We start from the raw sequence: 16,449 nt of genomic DNA, 5'->3' as shown, positions 1-16,449 counted from the left end.
TTTTGAGAACATGAAGAAAGTAAAAGTTGGCTTGGTGCAGATGAGCTGTACCAAAGATAAGCAGGAAAATTTAGATAAAGCGATTGCAAAGGTAAGGGAAGCGGCTGCAAAAGGTGCGCAGATTGTGTGTTTGCAAGAACTTTTTACCTCGCTGTATTTCTGCGATGTTGAAGATTATGATAATTTCGACTTGGCAGAGGCAATTCCTGGCCCATCTACAGATGCTTTGCAGGTTGTTGCTAAAGAATTAGGCGTGGTAATTATTGCATCTTTGTTTGAAAAACGTGCTGAAGGCTTGTACCATAATACTACAGCAGTTTTAGACGCTGATGGTTCATATTTAGGTAAATACCGCAAAATGCATATTCCTGATGATCCTGCTTTTTACGAGAAATTCTATTTCACACCTGGTGATTTAGGCTATAAAGTTTTCGAAACCAAGTTTGCTAAAATCGGTATTTTAATCTGTTGGGATCAATGGTATCCTGAAGCCTCACGTATTACAGCTTTAATGGGTGCCGATATTATGTTCTATCCAACGGCTATCGGCTGGGCTACCGATCAGGATGAAGAAACCAATCAAGATCAATATAATGCATGGCAAACCATCCAGCGTTCGCATGCCGTTGCAAATGGTGTTCCGGTAGTGAGTGTAAATCGTGTAGGTTTTGAGCAGGATGGTGCCATGAAATTTTGGGGTGGAAGTTTCGCCACAAACGGACAAGGGAAAATACTTTATTTAGGCTCGCATGATCAGGAAGAAACTGAAGTTGTAGAACTGGATTTATCGGAGTCTGATTTTTTCCGTAAGCACTGGCCTTTCTTGAGAGATAGAAGAATTGATTCTTACCAACCGATTACGAAACGATATATTGATGGGGACTAAGCTGAAAGGTTAAAGCCCCAAGCTTAAAGCGAAAACCCACAAATAAAAATTCATGGTTCGTGTTATCACGGACCATTCATTTATAAATTAAATAGATGTCAAACTTCCCACCGAAAAAAGATTTAAATATTAATCAATTCGATTATTCTCCAAAAAAACAAGGGTATACTTTTCCAGCCGAGTGGGTTAAACATGAAGCAACCTGGTTAAGCTGGCCGCATAAAGAAGCTTCCTGGCCAGATAAAATCGAAACCATTTACGAACCTTACTGCCAATTTATTAAAGCTATTGCAGAGGGTGAGCAGGTACGCATCAATGTTAAAGATGAAGAAATGAAAGCGTTTGCAGTTTCTGAATTAACCAAAGTTGGTGCCGATTTAAGCCAGATTGAATTTTATTTTAATGAAACCAACGATGCCTGGTGCCGCGATCACGGTCCTGCATTTTTGCTGAAAGGTAATGAAAAAGCGGTGGTAGATTGGGGTTATAATGCCTGGGGTGGAAAATATCCGCCTTTTGATTTAGATGATGTAATTCCAACTAAGATTGCAAAACATTTTAATCTACCATTGTTTGCACCTGATATTGTTATGGAAGGTGGTTCGGTAGAATTTAATGGTGCTGGCACAGTTTTAACCACCACAGCTTGTTTGCTGAATGAAAACCGTAATCCACATTTAACAAAGGAGCAGATTGAGCAGTATTTATTGGAATATTATGGTCAGGATCAGGTATTATGGTTAGGAGATGGGATAGTTGGCGATGATACCGACGGTCATATTGATGATATTACGCGTTTTGTAAACGAGGATACGGTTTTAACTGTTGTAGAAAGCAATCCTTTGGATGAAAACTATCATTTGTTGCAAGAGAACCTTGAAGCATTAAAAGCAATGAAATTAAAAGATGGAAGGGCATTAAATATTGTTGAGCTTCCAATGCCTTCGCCAGTAATTTATGAGGATACCCGTTTACCTGCATCTTATGCTAATTTTTACATTGCTAATGCTGCGGTAATTGTGCCTATTTTTGATGATGTGAACGACCGGAAAGCTTTAGATATTATCCAGGGCTGTTTTCCTGATCGAAAAGTGATTGGTATCAATTCAGTAGATATTATCTGGGGATTGGGAAGCTTTCATTGTTTGAGCCAGCAGGAACCCACCCCCTAACCCCCTGAAGGGGGAACACCTATTGTGTTAAACAATTCACAATTAATATTAACTTTACCAAAATTAAATTTTTTATACATTATATAAAAGTCCCTTTTAGGGGATTTAAGGGTTATGAAATTATTAGAAGGAAAAACGGCATTAATTACAGGCGCATCGAAAGGGATCGGCCGTAAAATAGCTGAAAAATTTGCCGAACAGGGCGCTAATGTAGCTTTTACCTATTTATCATCAGTAGAAAAAGGTGAAGCTTTAGAGCAGGAATTACAAAGCTTTGGTACCAAAGTTAAAGGTTATCGTTCTGATGCTTCTAAATTTGCTGAGGCAGAGCAATTGATTAATGATATCGTAGCTGAATTTGGTACCATTGATATTGTTGTAAATAACGCTGGTATTACCAAAGATGGTTTATTGATGCGTATGAGTGAAGAAAACTGGGATGATGTAATTAATATTAACCTTAAATCTATCTTTAACGTTACTAAAGCAGCTTCTAAAATAATGATGAAAGCCCGTAAAGGTGTTTTTATCAATATGGGTTCTGTTGTTGGTACAACTGGTAATGCCGGCCAAGCAAATTATGCTGCTTCAAAAGCAGGAATTATCGGTTTTACAAAATCGGTAGCTAAAGAGCTTGGTTCGAGAAACATCCGTGCTAACGTTGTTGCACCAGGCTTTATCCGTACTGAGATGACCGAAGTTTTAGATCCAAAAGTGGTTGAAGGCTGGGAAAAAGATATTCCATTAAAACGTGCCGGCGAAACTGAAGATATTGCAAATGTTTGCGTTTTCCTGGCCTCAGATATGAGTGCTTACGTAACCGGACAAACTTTATCTGTTTGCGGCGGGATGCTGTAGGGAGGTGGAAGACATTAGGTTTAAGGTGGAGGGGTTCTTTCCAAAGCCATAAAAATATTAAAGAAGTCAAGTTTATAAAACTTGACTTCTTTTGTTACTTCACAATATATTTTCCTTTTAACTCACTTACATTTGCTTGGTTTTTATTTTTCTCAAAAGCTAAATAACCTGGCTGCAGCGATTTCCAAAAACTGGCCTGGGTAGGAAATTGAGCAACATATTTTTTCATATTTCCATCGGTCATTTTGAAAGGGTAGATGTTGACTGGAATATTCTCCTGACCGGCATTTCTGGCTTCAACGCCTAAAACATAAACCTCTTTAATTTTTTCGTCGGTTAGTGGGATACAGCCAACGGTTACGCAATTGCCATGAATGTAAATGTCGCTTCCAGGTTTTCTATCCTTTCCGGTTCGCGCATAATCTACGGTATTTGGGTAGTTTACCCCCAGCGATAAGTGAAAATTACTCATCGGATTAAAAACATTAATGTAATAAAAACCTTCCGGCGTTTGTCCGTCACCTTCAATTACTTTTGGGCCAATGGTGCCAGAATGTGCACAGAAATCGTAAGTTTTAAACAACGAATAGGTTTTAGCCGAATTATTCTTTAACCATACTTCAAGTTTGCCTTCTGTTTTATAGGCATTGATTACCATTGAAAATTGATCGCCATAACCACCAGCCTGAAGAAATTTCCTCAAGGTTTCCCATTTTTCACTGTACGCTTTTTCTACTCTTTCGAATTTAATTTGTGTGGCTTTAAAATTATTTTGAGCATTCACCATAAGGCTTAGAGACAGTAGAAACGATAAACAGATTAATTTCATAAAGATTGATTTGGTTTAAAAATAGGGATTTAACCACAGAGCGCATAGCGTTCTCTTTTTTCACCACAAAGATCACCAAGAAAAGGCACGAAGTACACAGAGTTGGGCGCTTAAAAACAGTTTAGGTAATCCGTGTTCCTTAGTGTAAAACTCAGTGAACTCTGTAATTAAATGAAGTTGTATTTTAGCCCTCGCATAAATTCTTTACAGACAATAATCTTGAAAATTTCCCCAAAATTACCATCTTTATAAAAGTATGAACAGTTTTTTTTCGGGTACTTCTATTTTGTTTTTTCTGGGTTGCTTGGCCTTAGGCGTATTGTACGCATGGCTGCTTTATCGTAACAACAAAAATTTAGATAAAAAACTTCAGTATGCCCTTACGGCGTTGCGTATTATCGTTGTAACAACTGTTGCTTGGTTAATATTTGCACCGCTCATCAAAACATTAAATTACACCTTAGATAAACCAGTAATCATTATCGGACAAGATAATTCCTTGTCTGTTGGTCAGGTTAAAGCTGCCGGTTTTGATCAAAAATTATATGAACAAAAGCTTAAAGCCTTACAAGATAAACTTTTGGATAAGTATGAGGTAAAAACACTTCACTTTGGGGATCACGTTGCAAAAGGTTTCGATTTTAAAAATCAGGGTAAATTAACAGATGCTTCTGCGTTTTTTCAGAAAGTGAGGGATGAATATACCAACAGAAATGTTGGGGCCATTATTTTAGCCACTGATGGTATTTTTAATCACGGTGGAAATCCGCTGTATAGCGTAAATCAGATTAATGCCCCGGTTTATACCATTGCCTTGGGCGATAGCATCCCCAAGCGTGATATATTAATTTCGAACGTAAATTACAATAACATTGTGTACCTGGATGATGATTTTACAGTAGAAGTGCAGGTGCAGGCTTTTCAGAGTGATGGCGAAAACACCGCTTTAACGGTAAACCAAAATGGTGTTAAAGTTGAGCAGCAAAATATGGCTGTTAGTGGAAGTTCTTTTGTTAAAACCATTCCGATTAAAATTCATGCGGGTAAAATCGGTGTTCAAAAATATACAGTTCAGCTGGGAGCCTTAAAAAATGAAATCACAACCCGCAATAATGTTCAGACCTTTTATGTAGAGGTGATTGATGGCCGACAAAAAGTATTGTTGGCTGCAGTTGCACCGCACCCTGATTTAGGCGTTTTAAAGGAGGCTATTTCACTAAATAAACACTACGAAGCTAAACTAGCCCTTGCTGATGATTTAAGTACAACAGATCCATCGAAATTCGATTTAATTGTATTGTACCAACTACCGGATGCGCAAAATATATCAGCTACTTTTTTAAAGAAATTAGCAGGTTTAAAGAAACCGATTTGGTATATTTTAGGCGCACAAAGCAATATAAATGCTTTTAATCAGGTACAAAACCAGGTAAACCTAAGTGCAGCAAACGGATCCATCCAGGAAGTTTATGCCGATTTTGCAAGTGGTTTTACAAGTTTTAATCTTACCGAAGATGATAAGAAGCAGTTTTCAGCTTTTGATCCGCTATTAAGTCCGTTTGGAAGGTTAACAGTTAATACCGGTGCAATACCTGTTTTTAACCAGCGTATCGGTAAAGTAAGCACCCAACAGCCATTATTGTTCTTCGCCAATGAAAATAGCTTAAAGGCAGGCTATTTAATGGGAGAGGGGCTTTGGCGATGGAAACTTTCTGAGGCTGAAAATGAAAGCAATCAGTCAGTTTTAAATGATCTGATTTCGAAAACGGTTCAATATCTTTCCGTTAAAGATGATAAGCGCAGGTTTAAAGTGTTTACTTCAAAATCGGCTTACGATGAAAATGAAAGCATTCAGTTTAACGGCACGCTTTATAACGACAGTTATCAGCCTGTAAACGAATCAGAAGTTAATCTTCAGGTTAAAAATGAAGCGGGCAAAGTGTTTAACTATATTTTTTCTAAAACTGAAAATGGTTATCAGCTAGATGCGGGAACTATGCCTGCTGGGAATTATTCTTATCTCACTAATGCTGAGCTGGGTGGAAAGAAATTTACAGCCACCGGTAGCTTCTATATAAATGCGTTGATTGCAGAATTTCAACAGACAACAGCTAACCACCAGCTTTTAAATACAATTGCTAAACAAAGTAACGGTAAATTTTTTATGCCGGTAGATCTACTCAAAATAGCCGAAGAGATTACTAAAAACGAAAATATTAAAACCATCAGTTACGAAGATCGAAAATACGATGAGTTGATCAGCATGAAATGGCTTTTTGGCTTAATTATGATTTTGCTTGGAACAGAGTGGTTTTTGAGAAAAAGGAACGGGGAACTTTAAGTTCTTAGGTTTGATGTGCAGTCAGATGTTACCATCTGACTGTGAGAAAAATTTAAGATTTACTGTGAGAAAAATTTAAGATTTATTGTAAGAATGATGATCCGTTATTTAAGTAACTTTTTAAGTGTCAGATAATAACATCTGACACCACGAAAAAAATCTATTGTTATGGGATTAAGAAACAGGAATTTATTTCTGGAGAAGAAATGTTTTTTCGTGACTACCAGTTGCTTCAAACATTTAAAACTTCTTGAAAGCAGTCCGTGTAAATTAATAATTGCGAATAGTTTAAATTTCATCGCTGTTAAATACAAGATTTCAATTCTTGGATATGTTATTATGCCTAATCACTTTCATGTTTTATTCTATTTTAACGATGAAAATAAATTGTCGGATAGCATGCGCGATTTAAAGAAGTTTTGTGCCTTTGAAGTACGTAAGTATCTTGAGTCTAACCAAAGTTTATTGCTGAATTTGATAAGGATTGATAATGATAAACAGGTTTTTAAAATTTGGGACGATAGATTTGATGATGTTTGGATTGGAAGTAAAGAGCTTCTAGAAATTAAACTGGAGTATATTCATCAAAACCCATTACAATCTCATTGGAATTTGAGTGAATATCCTGAGGAGTACCGTTTTAGTAGTGCTGCATTTTATTTAGGAAATCCAGAAAATATTGTTGACTTAACTGATTATAGAGATGTTTTTGAATGATCGACTTAGTTTGAGTGATGCGCAGTCAGATGTTACCATCTGACTGTGAAGGGCATCTTTTAATTGGCATTACAATAATGGCAATTGTAATTTTGAAGAATTTTGAGTGTCAGATGGTAACATCTGACACCACGGAGAGTTTAATCTTGATTTTACTCGGTACAGAGTGGTTTTTAAGGAAAAGGAACGGGGAACTTTAAGTTTTTAAGTTTAACGTGCAGTCAGATGTTACCATCTGACTGTGAGAAAAATTTAAGATTCATTGTAAGAATGATGATCCGTTATTTAAGTAACTTTTTAATTGTCAGATGGTAACATCTGACACCACGAAAAAACTAACTTAATGCCATTCATCTCGGTAAACAAACTTAGGCATGTGCCATTCAAAGCGGATAGAAAGTAGCCTTAATGTTAATCCGGTTATAGCAGCTATAATGGTGGCCAGCATTTCGCTTCCGTGAAAATGCTCTATACCGATATATACAGCACCGGTAACTATTGCAGCACTGGCGTAAATCTCTTTTCTAAAAAGAAATGGAACTTCATTACAAAGCACATCACGAAGTACCCCACCAGCACAGCCAGTAATCATACCACTAAAAAGTACAATTAAATAAGGTAAATGAATTTCTTGTGCAACCTGGCAGCCAATTATGGTAAAAACCACCAAACCTAAAGCATCCAGGTAGAGAAAAAGCTTTTTGAGTTTAGTCATTATGGAGGCGATAAAAGCGGCAAGCAAAGCTGCTACAGCAGTTATTACCAAATACTCAGGGTGCTCTACCCAGCTCATAGGATAATGCCCGAATAATACATTTCTTACCGTTCCGCCACCTAAGGCCGTAACCCAGGCAATAATACAAACGCCAACCCAATCCATATCACGTCTGCCGGCAGATAGTGCAGCAGTCATTGCTTCAGCTGTTATGGCAATAATATAGAGGATGTGGAGCATTCTACTGGTTAACTGTTTGAATAGGTTAATCGGTTAACTGAAAGAGAAATTGTTTTATGGTTTATTTTTAACTCAAACTGTAAAATTTTAACTGAACACTGCAAAGTGAAAATTAATCTTTCTTCTCTTCCTGAATAATTACAAAAACATCTTCATTGTCTTTTTTCATGAAGTATTTTTCGCGGGCAAATTTTTCAGCCGTATTGAGGTTGGTATTCAGTTCGTTTAAATCTTTTTTAACCTGAGCGGTTTCTTTCTCAAAATATTCTTTTTCTTCCTGTAACTTATTGGCCTGACTGCGGTATTCGTATTGCGACATCATATCGTTTTTGTCAAAAAACAGCATCCACATCGCAAAAGCGACAGTAGCAAGGAAATATTTATTGCGGAAAAGATCTATTAAACGTTTCATATATGATATGAGATTTTAGATGTGAGATTTGAGAAGATCAAATCCAACAAACAAATATAGTATTAAAATAAAAACATCCGAAGATTTAAAATCTCCGGATGTTTCGCAAATAAGTTTTTCAACTTGTTAACACCTCTCTGCCTTTGGCATCTCTCCTAAAGGAGAGAACAAGAAGTCCCCTTCAGGGGATTTAAGGGTTATTTCTTAGCGTATTTGAATTTCGAACCGATAAAACGAGCGTTTTCACCCAATTCTTCTTCAATACGTAATAATTGATTGTATTTTGCAATCCTGTCTGAACGTGATGCAGAACCCGTTTTAATCTGTCCACAGTTTAATGCTACAGCTAAATCTGCGATGGTAACATCTTCAGTTTCTCCAGAACGGTGACTCATTACCGAAGTATAACCACTGTTTTGTGCTAAAGTAACCGCATTAATGGTTTCAGTTAAAGAACCGATCTGGTTCACTTTTACCAAGATTGAGTTTGCCGTATCTTCATCAATACCACGTTGTAAACGCGTTACGTTAGTAACAAATAAATCATCACCAACCAACTGAACGTGGTCGCCAATTTTATCTGTTAAGCTTTTCCAGCCAGTCCAGTCGTTTTCATCCATACCATCTTCGATTGAGATAATTGGATATTTTGCAGAAAGATCAGCTAAATATTGAGCTTGTTCTTCGCTAGAACGGATAACGCCAGTAGCACCTTCGAATTTTGTGTAATCGTATTTGCCATCTTTGTAAAATTCAGATGAAGCACAATCTAAAGCCAAGCAAATTTGCGAACCTGGTTTGTAACCAGCAGTTTCGATTGCTTTTAATACTGTTTCAATTGCATCTTCAGTACCATCAAAAGTTGGTGCAAAACCACCTTCATCACCTACAGCGGTAGATAAACCTCTATCGTGAAGGATTTTTTTCAGGCTATGGAAAACTTCAGTTCCCCAACGTAAAGCTTCAGAGAATGAAGGAGCGCCAACTGGCATAATCATAAATTCCTGGAAAGCAATCGGCGCATCAGAGTGAGAACCACCGTTGATAATGTTCATCATCGGAATTGGTAAAGTGTTTGCGTTAACACCACCAATGTAACGGTATAATGGTTGGCCAATTTCATCAGCAGCAGCTTTAGCAACCGCTAAAGAAACACCTAAAATTGCATTAGCTCCTAGGTTACCTTTATTTTCGGTACCATCTAGGTCGATCATTAATTTATCGATTGCATTTTGTTCAAAAACATCAATACCTCTTAATGCATCAGCAATTTTAGTATTTACATTTTCTACAGCTTTTAAAACACCTTTACCTAAATATGTAGATTTATCACCATCACGTAATTCAACAGCCTCATATTGTCCAGTAGATGCACCGCTTGGTACAGCTGCACGGCCAAAAGCGCCTGCCTCTGTTACTACTTCTACTTCTACTGTTGGATTGCCTCTCGAATCGAGAATTTGTCTGGCATGGACATTAACGATTATGCTCATTTTTATTTGATTTTTATTGATTTTTTAACCTGCTTAGTGTATAAAGTACAATTACTAAGCGCAACATCAAAGTTAGTATATTTTTTAAATAAATAAAGAGATTAAAGGCTTAATGTTACGATAGTTGTTTAAGCTTAATTGGCTGTTAATTTTAAGTTAATATGGTGTTTATTAATAGTTATATTCATTTATTCGCTTATCAAAGCAGTTAATTTGCCTGACTACATTATTTTTTATGGAAAGCAGTTTGAGTGGCTTTTTTGAAGCTGCAGTCCCGCTTTTTGTTACAACAAAAGCTGAAAAAGCTTTTGGTTTCCACGGCAATCGGGTTTAAACCATAAAGTGCTGGTAATTCTTGGGTAAGTGATTAACCCAGCTGATTTTTTCTGAATCCAAAAATTAACTCATCAAAATATTCGCCATTTTTAAAAATAGTCCCCTTTAATTCTGCCTCCAAAATAAAACCTGCTTTTTTTAAAACCCGCTGTGAGGCCAGGTTGGTATGCGCAGTGCGTGCAAAAATCCTTTCCACATCAAATGTTTCGAAACCATATTTAAGCATCTCTTTTACAGCTTGAGGAACAATGCCCTTGCCCCAAAAGTCTTCAGCAATCCAATAGCCCATTTCTGCACTTTTACTATAAATATCAGCCAATTGGTGCACACCTATCGATCCAATTACTTCATTATTTACCACAATAGCCTTAATTTGAAGGGGATGATGACTTAAAGCCAGTTGAATAAATGCCTCTCCATCTTTTTTTTGATATGGAAAAGGAAATTTATCAGTCAAATATTTTGAAATGTTAAAATTGTTGGCATGTTTAACCAAATTTTCAAGATCGTTATGTTCGTATGGGCGTAAAATTAATTGCATGGTGTAGTCGGTTATCAAGATGAATGTGATTTGTAACTTTTTATTAAAACCAAAGTCAGAATTAAAATGATTTTATGCTGCACATCAGTCAATTTGAAAAATCCTATTTCGGTCATCTAGTTTTAAAGATAGATAATATTAAAATCCCTGGTGGTATTTTCTGGATAAAAGGAAGCAATGGTTCAGGCAAAAGTACACTGTTGAAATCAATTGCAGGGATTTTGGCCTTTAAAGGAGATATTGCCATTCACAATGTTTATTTAAAAAATCATGGCGTTCCATACCGAAAACTTGTAAATTTTGCGGAAGCTGAACCAATTTTTCCAGAATTTTTAACAGGCACAGAAATGATTGGCCTTTTTGCGAAAGCGAAAGGTGCAACAGTAGGCCAGGAAAATGAATTGATTGCTGATATGGGTATGAAGGCATATATTCAGAATCCTCTGGGATCATATTCTAGTGGAATGCTTAAGAAACTGTCATTGGTTTTGGCTTTTTTAGGACAACCAAAACTCATTTTATTGGATGAACCATTGAATACGATAGATGTAGAATCGTTAAATGTATTGTACCATTGGATTGAAGAAAAACATCAAAAGGAGAAAGTCAGTTTTTTACTTTCTTCCCATCAGCCCCTTGATGAAACGAAATTATCTGGTATTAAAAAAATTGATATCAAGGAACAGAGATTAACACTGAATTTTTAATGTTTACTACATCGAATACTGCTTTAAAGAAAATATTTGTAGATGGATTTTACAGAATTCATGCAGGTATGCTGGTGTTTATATTTGTGATTTTAATCAGTTATTGTTTATTTATCAATACCCTTGGCACAGTTAGGCCTGAGCAAATAGATTTCTGGCAATTTTTCTTTACCATCAGTATTGTAAGCAATCCGCTCATTTTAACTTTTTATCTGGTAGGAAGCACACTTTATGCATATAAAAGCCTTAAATATGTTTTAGATCAAATGGCTTTGCCACAGCAAGAATTCTTATTTTACAGTTTTACTGCATCAGCAAGAAAAAGCCAGTTTAAATGCTGGGTTATGGTGTATAGCTATATATTTTTACCTGTTTTAAGTTATACGTTATATGCCTTAACAATCGGACTTGTATTTGGATTTTATATCATTTCAATTGGCATTTTGCTTTTTCAGTTGCTGCTGATTGCTGGCAGTGCATACATCTGTTTAAAAGAAAATAACCGTTTGGTTGAGGTTAATAAGTCCAGTTGGTTAATCAGGATTACCCGAAAATGGAACAAGCCTGTTTTCTTGTTGTATAGTTTTCAGGTTTTGAACCGGTCAAAATTGGCGTATGTGCTTACCAAATTACTTTCATGGGTACTGATTTCGGGCATATTATTGGTTTTTGCTGATCTTAAAGATGATTCAAGATTATTGATGCTTGTCACCTCATGTATCGTTGTTGCACATGTTGTACTCATTTACGAGGAAAAGGTTTTCAATGACAGATATTTATCTTTTTTGCCCAATTTTCCTTTTAGTAAAGCCAAGGTATTTTTTAGCTTTTGCTTAAATTATCTCATTTTATTATTGCCCGAGCTATGTTGGATTTTTACCCGTTTTGGCTTTATAACTTCATTCTTGTTAGCTGCATTTGCTTTTTCTGCAATTCTCTTATTCAGAAGTTTGCTTTTGCTAAATGGGATTCGGGTTAAAGGATTTTTAATAGGCGTATTTTGCCTGTTTTTACTTTTTTATGTGTTTATTATGTATGGAGCAGGCTTGGTGATTATTCCAATGAATTTTATTCTTGCCTGGATGGTGTTTAGTAGAAACTTTTTGGATACTAAGATTTTTTATTGATGACCTCATTTGCTTATTATACTGCTCAGAATATAATATTAGATGTTCAGTCTAAATAGCGACTAATTCTAAGTCATTAATTCTTTCGAAGTGTTTTTTGTTGAGTGTGGCGATTTTCATTTTTCTGGATAGCGCAGTTGCTGCTATAAAAATATCCGGTATTTCAATTAAATTGCTTGTTCGCTTAAGTTGTTTTGTAATTTCAATAGCAAAGTCATTGGCACTTTTATCAAAAGGAATTACGGTCACGCGGTCGAAAAAATCCTTCCAAAATCCAACTTCATCGATTTTGGCGCCAATCATAATTTCGTATTCTGTAATAATCGATACAGCAAAAAGATTATAAATTGTGGTCAGCTTGTAAAAAGCACTTTTTTCCTTGAGTTGTTTTCGATAAAAATCAATTAAAATAGAAGTATCTAGACAGATTATTTCGTTCTCCATGAGTTGAAGTTTTTTCTGTCGGTCTGATGCTGCTTATATTGTTCATCACTCATTTTAGGAGCTGCAAGTAAAAAATTCTGAAAATCGGATAGATCTTTCGATGCTTTTTCCTCAATAAATTCATCATTTAAAACTGATTTTAACTGCTTTATTTTTGCAGCAGGAAGCTTTTTAATTGCTGCTAACAATTGTTCATAGCCTATGTCGATTGTTATTTGCATATATCAAAAATACACAATTTAAAAAATCAAAGCAAGTTTCTATTAAGTATTACTTCAATTCATCCAACACTTTAAATAGTTTTTTATTAATTCCACTTCCACTATAATTATTTATGTTGATTACCACAATGTATTTATTACCTGCCACATCGGTGTGGTAGCCCGCAAATGCTGAAACATCGTTTATTGTTCCGCTTTTGATTTTCATGCCATTATATTCAGGCAAGGCTTTATAATAATCAGAAAACCAATTTTCTTTTTGAATCTGAAAAAGTATCCCTGCCATTGCTGATGTTGTTATCCTATCTCCAGGAGAAAGTCCGCTGCCATCGATAATGTTCAGTGCTGTTTTGTCAATTCCTTTATCTGCCCAGAAATTAATTTCCGTTTCTGCACCTTTACTGGTTGTGCCTGCTTTACCTGATTTTATGGCAATGGTTTTCAGAAGTGATTCGCCATACAGGTTGATGCTTTTCTTTAAAAACCAATAAGTGATTTCGCTTAAACTTGGAGAACTTATGGTATTTATTTTTTGTGTAACCGAAGGAATTATCTGGTTGTTTAAAGTCATTAAACGGGCAGTTGTAGCTTGTTGAGAAACAGAAATCCCCAATCTCTTGAGCGTATCCTGCAAACGGTAGGCACAATCAAATGCAGGGTCGGGGAGGGCGACTGAAATGCCAGATTTGGCAATGCCAATTCCCCAGCTTCCTCTGATATAAGCGGTATTACTGTAAGGTGGCAAGAAAGCATAAGCACGATCACCTGAGCCTGGGCTGCCGGTTTTTAATTCATTTACAAGTTGGAGATAAGGTGTAGCCGGAACTGTTTTTATCACTTTAACAGCATCTGCTGTGCTACTTCCAGGCTTTAAATGAATATCGAATTGGTTTTCTCTCCAAGCCAATCCAGATGTTCCGGCACCGTAATAATTTCCTATATCTTGCCAAACCCAGCCTTCAGGTGTGGTTTGTGTACCAAAAATTCGGTCATCACCAATTATTGTACCTTCAATTTTTTTAATCCCTGTCGATTTTATTGCAGCAACCCATTGTGTTAAAACAGCATTTTCTTTATTTTGATAACGCCATGAGCCCAAGGTTGGGTCACCGCTCCCGATAATGATTAAATTTCCTTTTAAAGTTCCATCTGTGGTAATTGTTCCGGTATAGGCCAATGTAGTTTGAAACTGAAAATCTTTACCCAAAATACTGAAAGCAGTAGCTGCCGTAATTGTTTTAAGTGTTGATGCGGTTGCTAAACCAATCTGTTCATTTTTAGCAAATAATGTTTTGCCTGTATTGGCATCCAAAACACAAAGTGATGCAATGGCATGTTTTGCTTGTTCATCATTTAATAAACTATTGAAAGCTTTTTCAAGATTTTGAATCCTGTTTTGAGCAAGCGTAGCCGTTACTGAGAAAACGAACAAGAATATTAATTTGAAGAATTTCATTTTTTTATGATCAAAGATGAGTTATAACAAAAATTGGGTATAATTTGATTTGTTTATCACATATGTTTCATTGGTGGTGTATGCATCCAGAAAAGTGGATGGAAATCTTACTTTTTTGTTTTCATTCCATTTAATCTCTATTGCATTTATTTTTCCATCAACTTCTTCAATTAAATCAATTTCCTGTTGCTGAAAACTACGCCAAAAATAATATTTGGCATGTTTTCTTTTATTGTTACTGGCTTTTATATACTCAGAAACAATATAATTTTCAAAAAGCTGACCAGCATCCTGCCGTAATCCGAGTGTATTAAAATTTTCAATCACAGCATTGCGGATCCCGGTATCGTAAAAATATATTTTTTTGCTTTTTTTTATTTCGTTCCGAAGATTGCTACTGTAAGCACCTAACCTAAATACTACGAAGCATTGCTCCAATAAATCTATATAACGCTCAACTGTTAATTTATCTGCTTCAATCATTTGCCCTAGCTCGGTATATGATACTTCATTGCCAATCTGTAGTGCCAAAGCCTGTACTAACTTTTCGAGTTGTAAAGGTTTTCGGATACCGGTAAGTGATAAAATATCTTTAAACAAATAACTGTTGGCTAAATTTAACAAGAGTTCTTTTTCTTCTCCCGGATAGTTTATAGCATCAGGGTAAGTACCATAAATTAACCTCTTTTCTAAAGCTTGCTCTTCAATAAGTACATTCGTATCATCTACAAGTTCTGCAACTGAAAATGGAAAGAGGTGGTATTCGAATTTTCTTCCGGTTAATGATTCTTTTATACCAGCAGCTAAATCAAGTGATGAAGAACCTGTAACTAAAAGCTGTACATTGGTAAAGTTATCTACGATCAATTTTAGTGTTAGGCCGATATTTGTAACGCGTTGTGCTTCGTCGATGAAAATAAATTTATTTGAGCCGATAATTGATTTAAGTCGCTCAACACTGATGTCTGTCAATATCGTTCGGACATTTGCTTCATCGCAATTCAGAAAAACGAAGGATAGGCCTGTTTTATTTACCAATTGCTTTAGCATAGTGGTTTTACCCACCTGCCTTGCACCGGTAACAATAATCGCTTTTTGCTTAAAAAACTTCGACTCAATATGGGTTTGCAAACTTCTAATGATCATCTCATGTTGTCATCTTCAGTAACAAATGTACAAAACTTTTAACCTAATCTCGTTTTTATATATAATTTAGTGATTATAATCTCCTTTTTATATATAATTTAGTGATTACAATCTCTTTTTTATATTCTTTTTTGTGTTTTACATTAGCCATTAAACAATTTATTGCGTTTAATTTCTTTCCCTTGGCTCAGTTTTATGGCGTGATAGATTGAGGGTACATCGTTTGCCCATTTTTTTAGGGTGATAACAATGGCAAGTATTTCTATTCTTGTTGCTAAACCAAGCCAGAAACAAATTTCGAAAAGCACAACAGACTCACAATGTATCATAATTTCTATCAGTGTGGCAAATATTGTTAATGTCCAGATTTTAGCTCCGATAGAATGTGTAGCAATTTCCTTTTTAAATTTTATATAACTCAGTACATAAGTAGAAGCCTCAAAAGCACCGAGTACAATCAATTTAATCAGGTTTGTTTTAAAAAAATCCGGGCATTGGATATAGGTAGCAACAGCCACCGAAATAAAAAACACCTGATCGATGCCTGAATCCAATCGCCTTAACTTTTCTGAAGATATATTTAGCTTGCGGGCAATTATCCCATCAAAAATATCTGTTAATAAACCGATGGATAATAAGGTGATGGCTAAGATGGAATAGTGATTAACATGGAAAACACTTAAAAGAATTATTCCAAAACCGATCAGTAACCTGGAATAAATTAAGGCAATAGGGAGATGTTTCATGGTGGAGAGCGTGCATAAAAAAAGTCCCCAGATGTACTATCAGGGGACTTTTTTTGAATTAT

General features: G+C 35.8%; 17 protein-coding genes. 7 read left to right on the top strand and 10 right to left on the bottom strand.

Annotated elements, in window-relative coordinates; all coding sequences use genetic code 11:
- Nucleotides 1-10 precede the first annotated feature (10 nt).
- The 3 genes from ACZZZW_RS22235 (at nucleotide 11) to fabG (ending at nucleotide 2,916) form a co-directional block, all read left to right on the top strand.
- Complete coding sequence (locus tag ACZZZW_RS22235) at nucleotides 11-886, top strand: carbon-nitrogen hydrolase (protein WP_055912491.1); 876 nt, start codon at nucleotides 11-13, stop codon at nucleotides 884-886.
- A 95-nt stretch (nucleotides 887-981) separates the two neighbouring features.
- Complete coding sequence (locus tag ACZZZW_RS22230) at nucleotides 982-2,058, top strand: agmatine deiminase family protein (RefSeq protein WP_463496626.1); 1,077 nt, start codon at nucleotides 982-984, stop codon at nucleotides 2,056-2,058.
- 114 nt (nucleotides 2,059-2,172) lie between these two features.
- Entirely contained in the window at nucleotides 2,173-2,916 is a 744-nt protein-coding gene (fabG, locus tag ACZZZW_RS22225) for a 3-oxoacyl-[acyl-carrier-protein] reductase (RefSeq protein ID WP_055912488.1), read from the top strand.
- 94 nt (nucleotides 2,917-3,010) lie between these two features.
- On the opposite strand, the gene ACZZZW_RS22220 is transcribed toward fabG, so the two are convergent.
- A complete protein-coding gene (locus ACZZZW_RS22220) occupies nucleotides 3,011-3,745 on the bottom strand; it encodes a L,D-transpeptidase family protein (RefSeq protein WP_463496623.1) in 735 nt (244 codons plus the stop codon).
- Between the two features lie 256 nt (nucleotides 3,746-4,001).
- On the opposite strand from ACZZZW_RS22220, the gene ACZZZW_RS22215 reads away from it, so the two are divergent.
- Together ACZZZW_RS22215 and ACZZZW_RS22210 are read left to right on the top strand one after the other, a co-directional pair.
- Nucleotides 4,002-6,086, top strand: a complete 2,085-nt coding sequence (locus ACZZZW_RS22215; RefSeq protein WP_463496621.1) for a hypothetical protein — start codon at nucleotides 4,002-4,004, stop codon at nucleotides 6,084-6,086.
- Between the two features lie 168 nt (nucleotides 6,087-6,254).
- Nucleotides 6,255-6,803 carry a transposase gene (locus ACZZZW_RS22210; RefSeq protein WP_055912481.1) on the top strand — a complete coding sequence of 183 codons (549 nt, stop codon included), beginning with the start codon at nucleotides 6,255-6,257 and terminating at the stop codon, nucleotides 6,801-6,803.
- A gap of 340 nt (nucleotides 6,804-7,143) precedes the next feature.
- On the opposite strand, the gene ACZZZW_RS22205 is transcribed toward ACZZZW_RS22210, so the two are convergent.
- The 4 genes from ACZZZW_RS22205 to ACZZZW_RS22190 all read right to left on the bottom strand — a co-directional run bounded on the left by ACZZZW_RS22205 (nucleotide 7,144) and on the right by ACZZZW_RS22190 (nucleotide 10,540).
- Entirely contained in the window at nucleotides 7,144-7,758 is a 615-nt protein-coding gene (locus tag ACZZZW_RS22205) for a trimeric intracellular cation channel family protein (protein ID WP_463496618.1), read from the bottom strand.
- A 112-nt stretch (nucleotides 7,759-7,870) separates the two neighbouring features.
- The gene (locus ACZZZW_RS22200; protein WP_025145767.1) at nucleotides 7,871-8,170 is read right to left on the bottom strand and encodes an FtsB family cell division protein; all 300 of its coding nucleotides are present in this window, start codon (nucleotides 8,168-8,170) and stop codon (nucleotides 7,871-7,873) included.
- A 197-nt stretch (nucleotides 8,171-8,367) separates the two neighbouring features.
- On the bottom strand, nucleotides 8,368-9,663 hold the full coding sequence (gene eno, locus ACZZZW_RS22195; RefSeq protein ID WP_463496615.1) for a phosphopyruvate hydratase: 1,296 nt from the start codon (nucleotides 9,661-9,663) through the stop codon (nucleotides 8,368-8,370).
- A 367-nt stretch (nucleotides 9,664-10,030) separates the two neighbouring features.
- Nucleotides 10,031-10,540: a GNAT family N-acetyltransferase gene (locus ACZZZW_RS22190; RefSeq protein ID WP_463496613.1), complete on the bottom strand. Its 510-nt coding sequence runs from the start codon at nucleotides 10,538-10,540 to the stop codon at nucleotides 10,031-10,033.
- A gap of 74 nt (nucleotides 10,541-10,614) precedes the next feature.
- Here ACZZZW_RS22190 and ACZZZW_RS22185 point away from each other — a divergent pair, with 74 nt between their 5' ends.
- Entirely contained in the window at nucleotides 10,615-11,247 is a 633-nt protein-coding gene (locus ACZZZW_RS22185) for an ABC transporter ATP-binding protein (RefSeq protein ID WP_463496611.1), read from the top strand.
- Nucleotides 11,247-12,374, top strand: coding sequence for a hypothetical protein (locus tag ACZZZW_RS22180; RefSeq protein WP_463496608.1), 1,128 nt, complete (start codon nucleotides 11,247-11,249; stop codon nucleotides 12,372-12,374). Before ACZZZW_RS22185 ends, ACZZZW_RS22180 begins: the two co-directional genes overlap by 1 nt.
- A gap of 51 nt (nucleotides 12,375-12,425) precedes the next feature.
- Here ACZZZW_RS22180 and ACZZZW_RS22175 read toward each other — a convergent pair whose 3' ends face one another.
- The 5 genes from ACZZZW_RS22175 to ACZZZW_RS22155 form a co-directional block, all read right to left on the bottom strand.
- Nucleotides 12,426-12,818, bottom strand: coding sequence for a type II toxin-antitoxin system VapC family toxin (locus ACZZZW_RS22175; RefSeq protein WP_463496606.1), 393 nt, complete (start codon nucleotides 12,816-12,818; stop codon nucleotides 12,426-12,428).
- A complete protein-coding gene (locus ACZZZW_RS22170; protein ID WP_463496604.1) occupies nucleotides 12,803-13,039 on the bottom strand; it encodes a hypothetical protein in 237 nt (78 codons plus the stop codon). Before ACZZZW_RS22170 ends, ACZZZW_RS22175 begins: the two co-directional genes overlap by 16 nt.
- A gap of 49 nt (nucleotides 13,040-13,088) precedes the next feature.
- Nucleotides 13,089-14,495, bottom strand: coding sequence for a D-alanyl-D-alanine carboxypeptidase/D-alanyl-D-alanine endopeptidase (dacB, locus tag ACZZZW_RS22165; RefSeq protein WP_463496602.1), 1,407 nt, complete (start codon nucleotides 14,493-14,495; stop codon nucleotides 13,089-13,091).
- A gap of 21 nt (nucleotides 14,496-14,516) precedes the next feature.
- A complete protein-coding gene (locus ACZZZW_RS22160) occupies nucleotides 14,517-15,641 on the bottom strand; it encodes an ATP-binding protein (protein WP_463496600.1) in 1,125 nt (374 codons plus the stop codon).
- A gap of 143 nt (nucleotides 15,642-15,784) precedes the next feature.
- A complete protein-coding gene (locus ACZZZW_RS22155) occupies nucleotides 15,785-16,387 on the bottom strand; it encodes a CDP-alcohol phosphatidyltransferase family protein (protein ID WP_463496598.1) in 603 nt (200 codons plus the stop codon).
- Nucleotides 16,388-16,449 lie beyond the last annotated feature (62 nt).

The organism is Pedobacter sp. AC379, from assembly GCF_979258145.1.
Note: the sequence above shows the minus strand (reverse complement) of the source record. Positions and strands in the feature narration are given on the sequence as shown.

Bases quoted from the DNA above. Each gene is read 5' to 3' on its own strand.
- ACZZZW_RS22160 (WP_463496600.1), bottom strand. From the start codon at position 15,641: ATGATCATTAGAAGTTTGCAAACCCATATTGAGTCGAAGTTTTTTAAG.
- fabG (WP_055912488.1), top strand. From the start codon at position 2,173: ATGAAATTATTAGAAGGAAAAACGGCATTAATTACAGGCGCATCGAAA.
- ACZZZW_RS22215 (WP_463496621.1), top strand. From the start codon at position 4,002: ATGAACAGTTTTTTTTCGGGTACTTCTATTTTGTTTTTTCTGGGTTGC.
- ACZZZW_RS22170 (WP_463496604.1), bottom strand. From the start codon at position 13,039: ATGCAAATAACAATCGACATAGGCTATGAACAATTGTTAGCAGCAATT.
- ACZZZW_RS22235 (WP_055912491.1), top strand. From the start codon at position 11: ATGAAGAAAGTAAAAGTTGGCTTGGTGCAGATGAGCTGTACCAAAGAT.
- ACZZZW_RS22175 (WP_463496606.1), bottom strand. From the start codon at position 12,818: ATGGAGAACGAAATAATCTGTCTAGATACTTCTATTTTAATTGATTTT.
- ACZZZW_RS22200 (WP_025145767.1), bottom strand. From the start codon at position 8,170: ATGAAACGTTTAATAGATCTTTTCCGCAATAAATATTTCCTTGCTACT.
- eno (WP_463496615.1), bottom strand. From the start codon at position 9,663: ATGAGCATAATCGTTAATGTCCATGCCAGACAAATTCTCGATTCGAGA.
- ACZZZW_RS22230 (WP_463496626.1), top strand. From the start codon at position 982: ATGTCAAACTTCCCACCGAAAAAAGATTTAAATATTAATCAATTCGAT.
- ACZZZW_RS22220 (WP_463496623.1), bottom strand. From the start codon at position 3,745: ATGAAATTAATCTGTTTATCGTTTCTACTGTCTCTAAGCCTTATGGTG.
- ACZZZW_RS22205 (WP_463496618.1), bottom strand. From the start codon at position 7,758: ATGCTCCACATCCTCTATATTATTGCCATAACAGCTGAAGCAATGACT.
- dacB (WP_463496602.1), bottom strand. From the start codon at position 14,495: ATGAAATTCTTCAAATTAATATTCTTGTTCGTTTTCTCAGTAACGGCT.
- ACZZZW_RS22155 (WP_463496598.1), bottom strand. From the start codon at position 16,387: ATGAAACATCTCCCTATTGCCTTAATTTATTCCAGGTTACTGATCGGT.
- ACZZZW_RS22180 (WP_463496608.1), top strand. From the start codon at position 11,247: ATGTTTACTACATCGAATACTGCTTTAAAGAAAATATTTGTAGATGGA.
- ACZZZW_RS22210 (WP_055912481.1), top strand. From the start codon at position 6,255: ATGGGATTAAGAAACAGGAATTTATTTCTGGAGAAGAAATGTTTTTTC.
- ACZZZW_RS22185 (WP_463496611.1), top strand. From the start codon at position 10,615: ATGCTGCACATCAGTCAATTTGAAAAATCCTATTTCGGTCATCTAGTT.
- ACZZZW_RS22190 (WP_463496613.1), bottom strand. From the start codon at position 10,540: ATGCAATTAATTTTACGCCCATACGAACATAACGATCTTGAAAATTTG.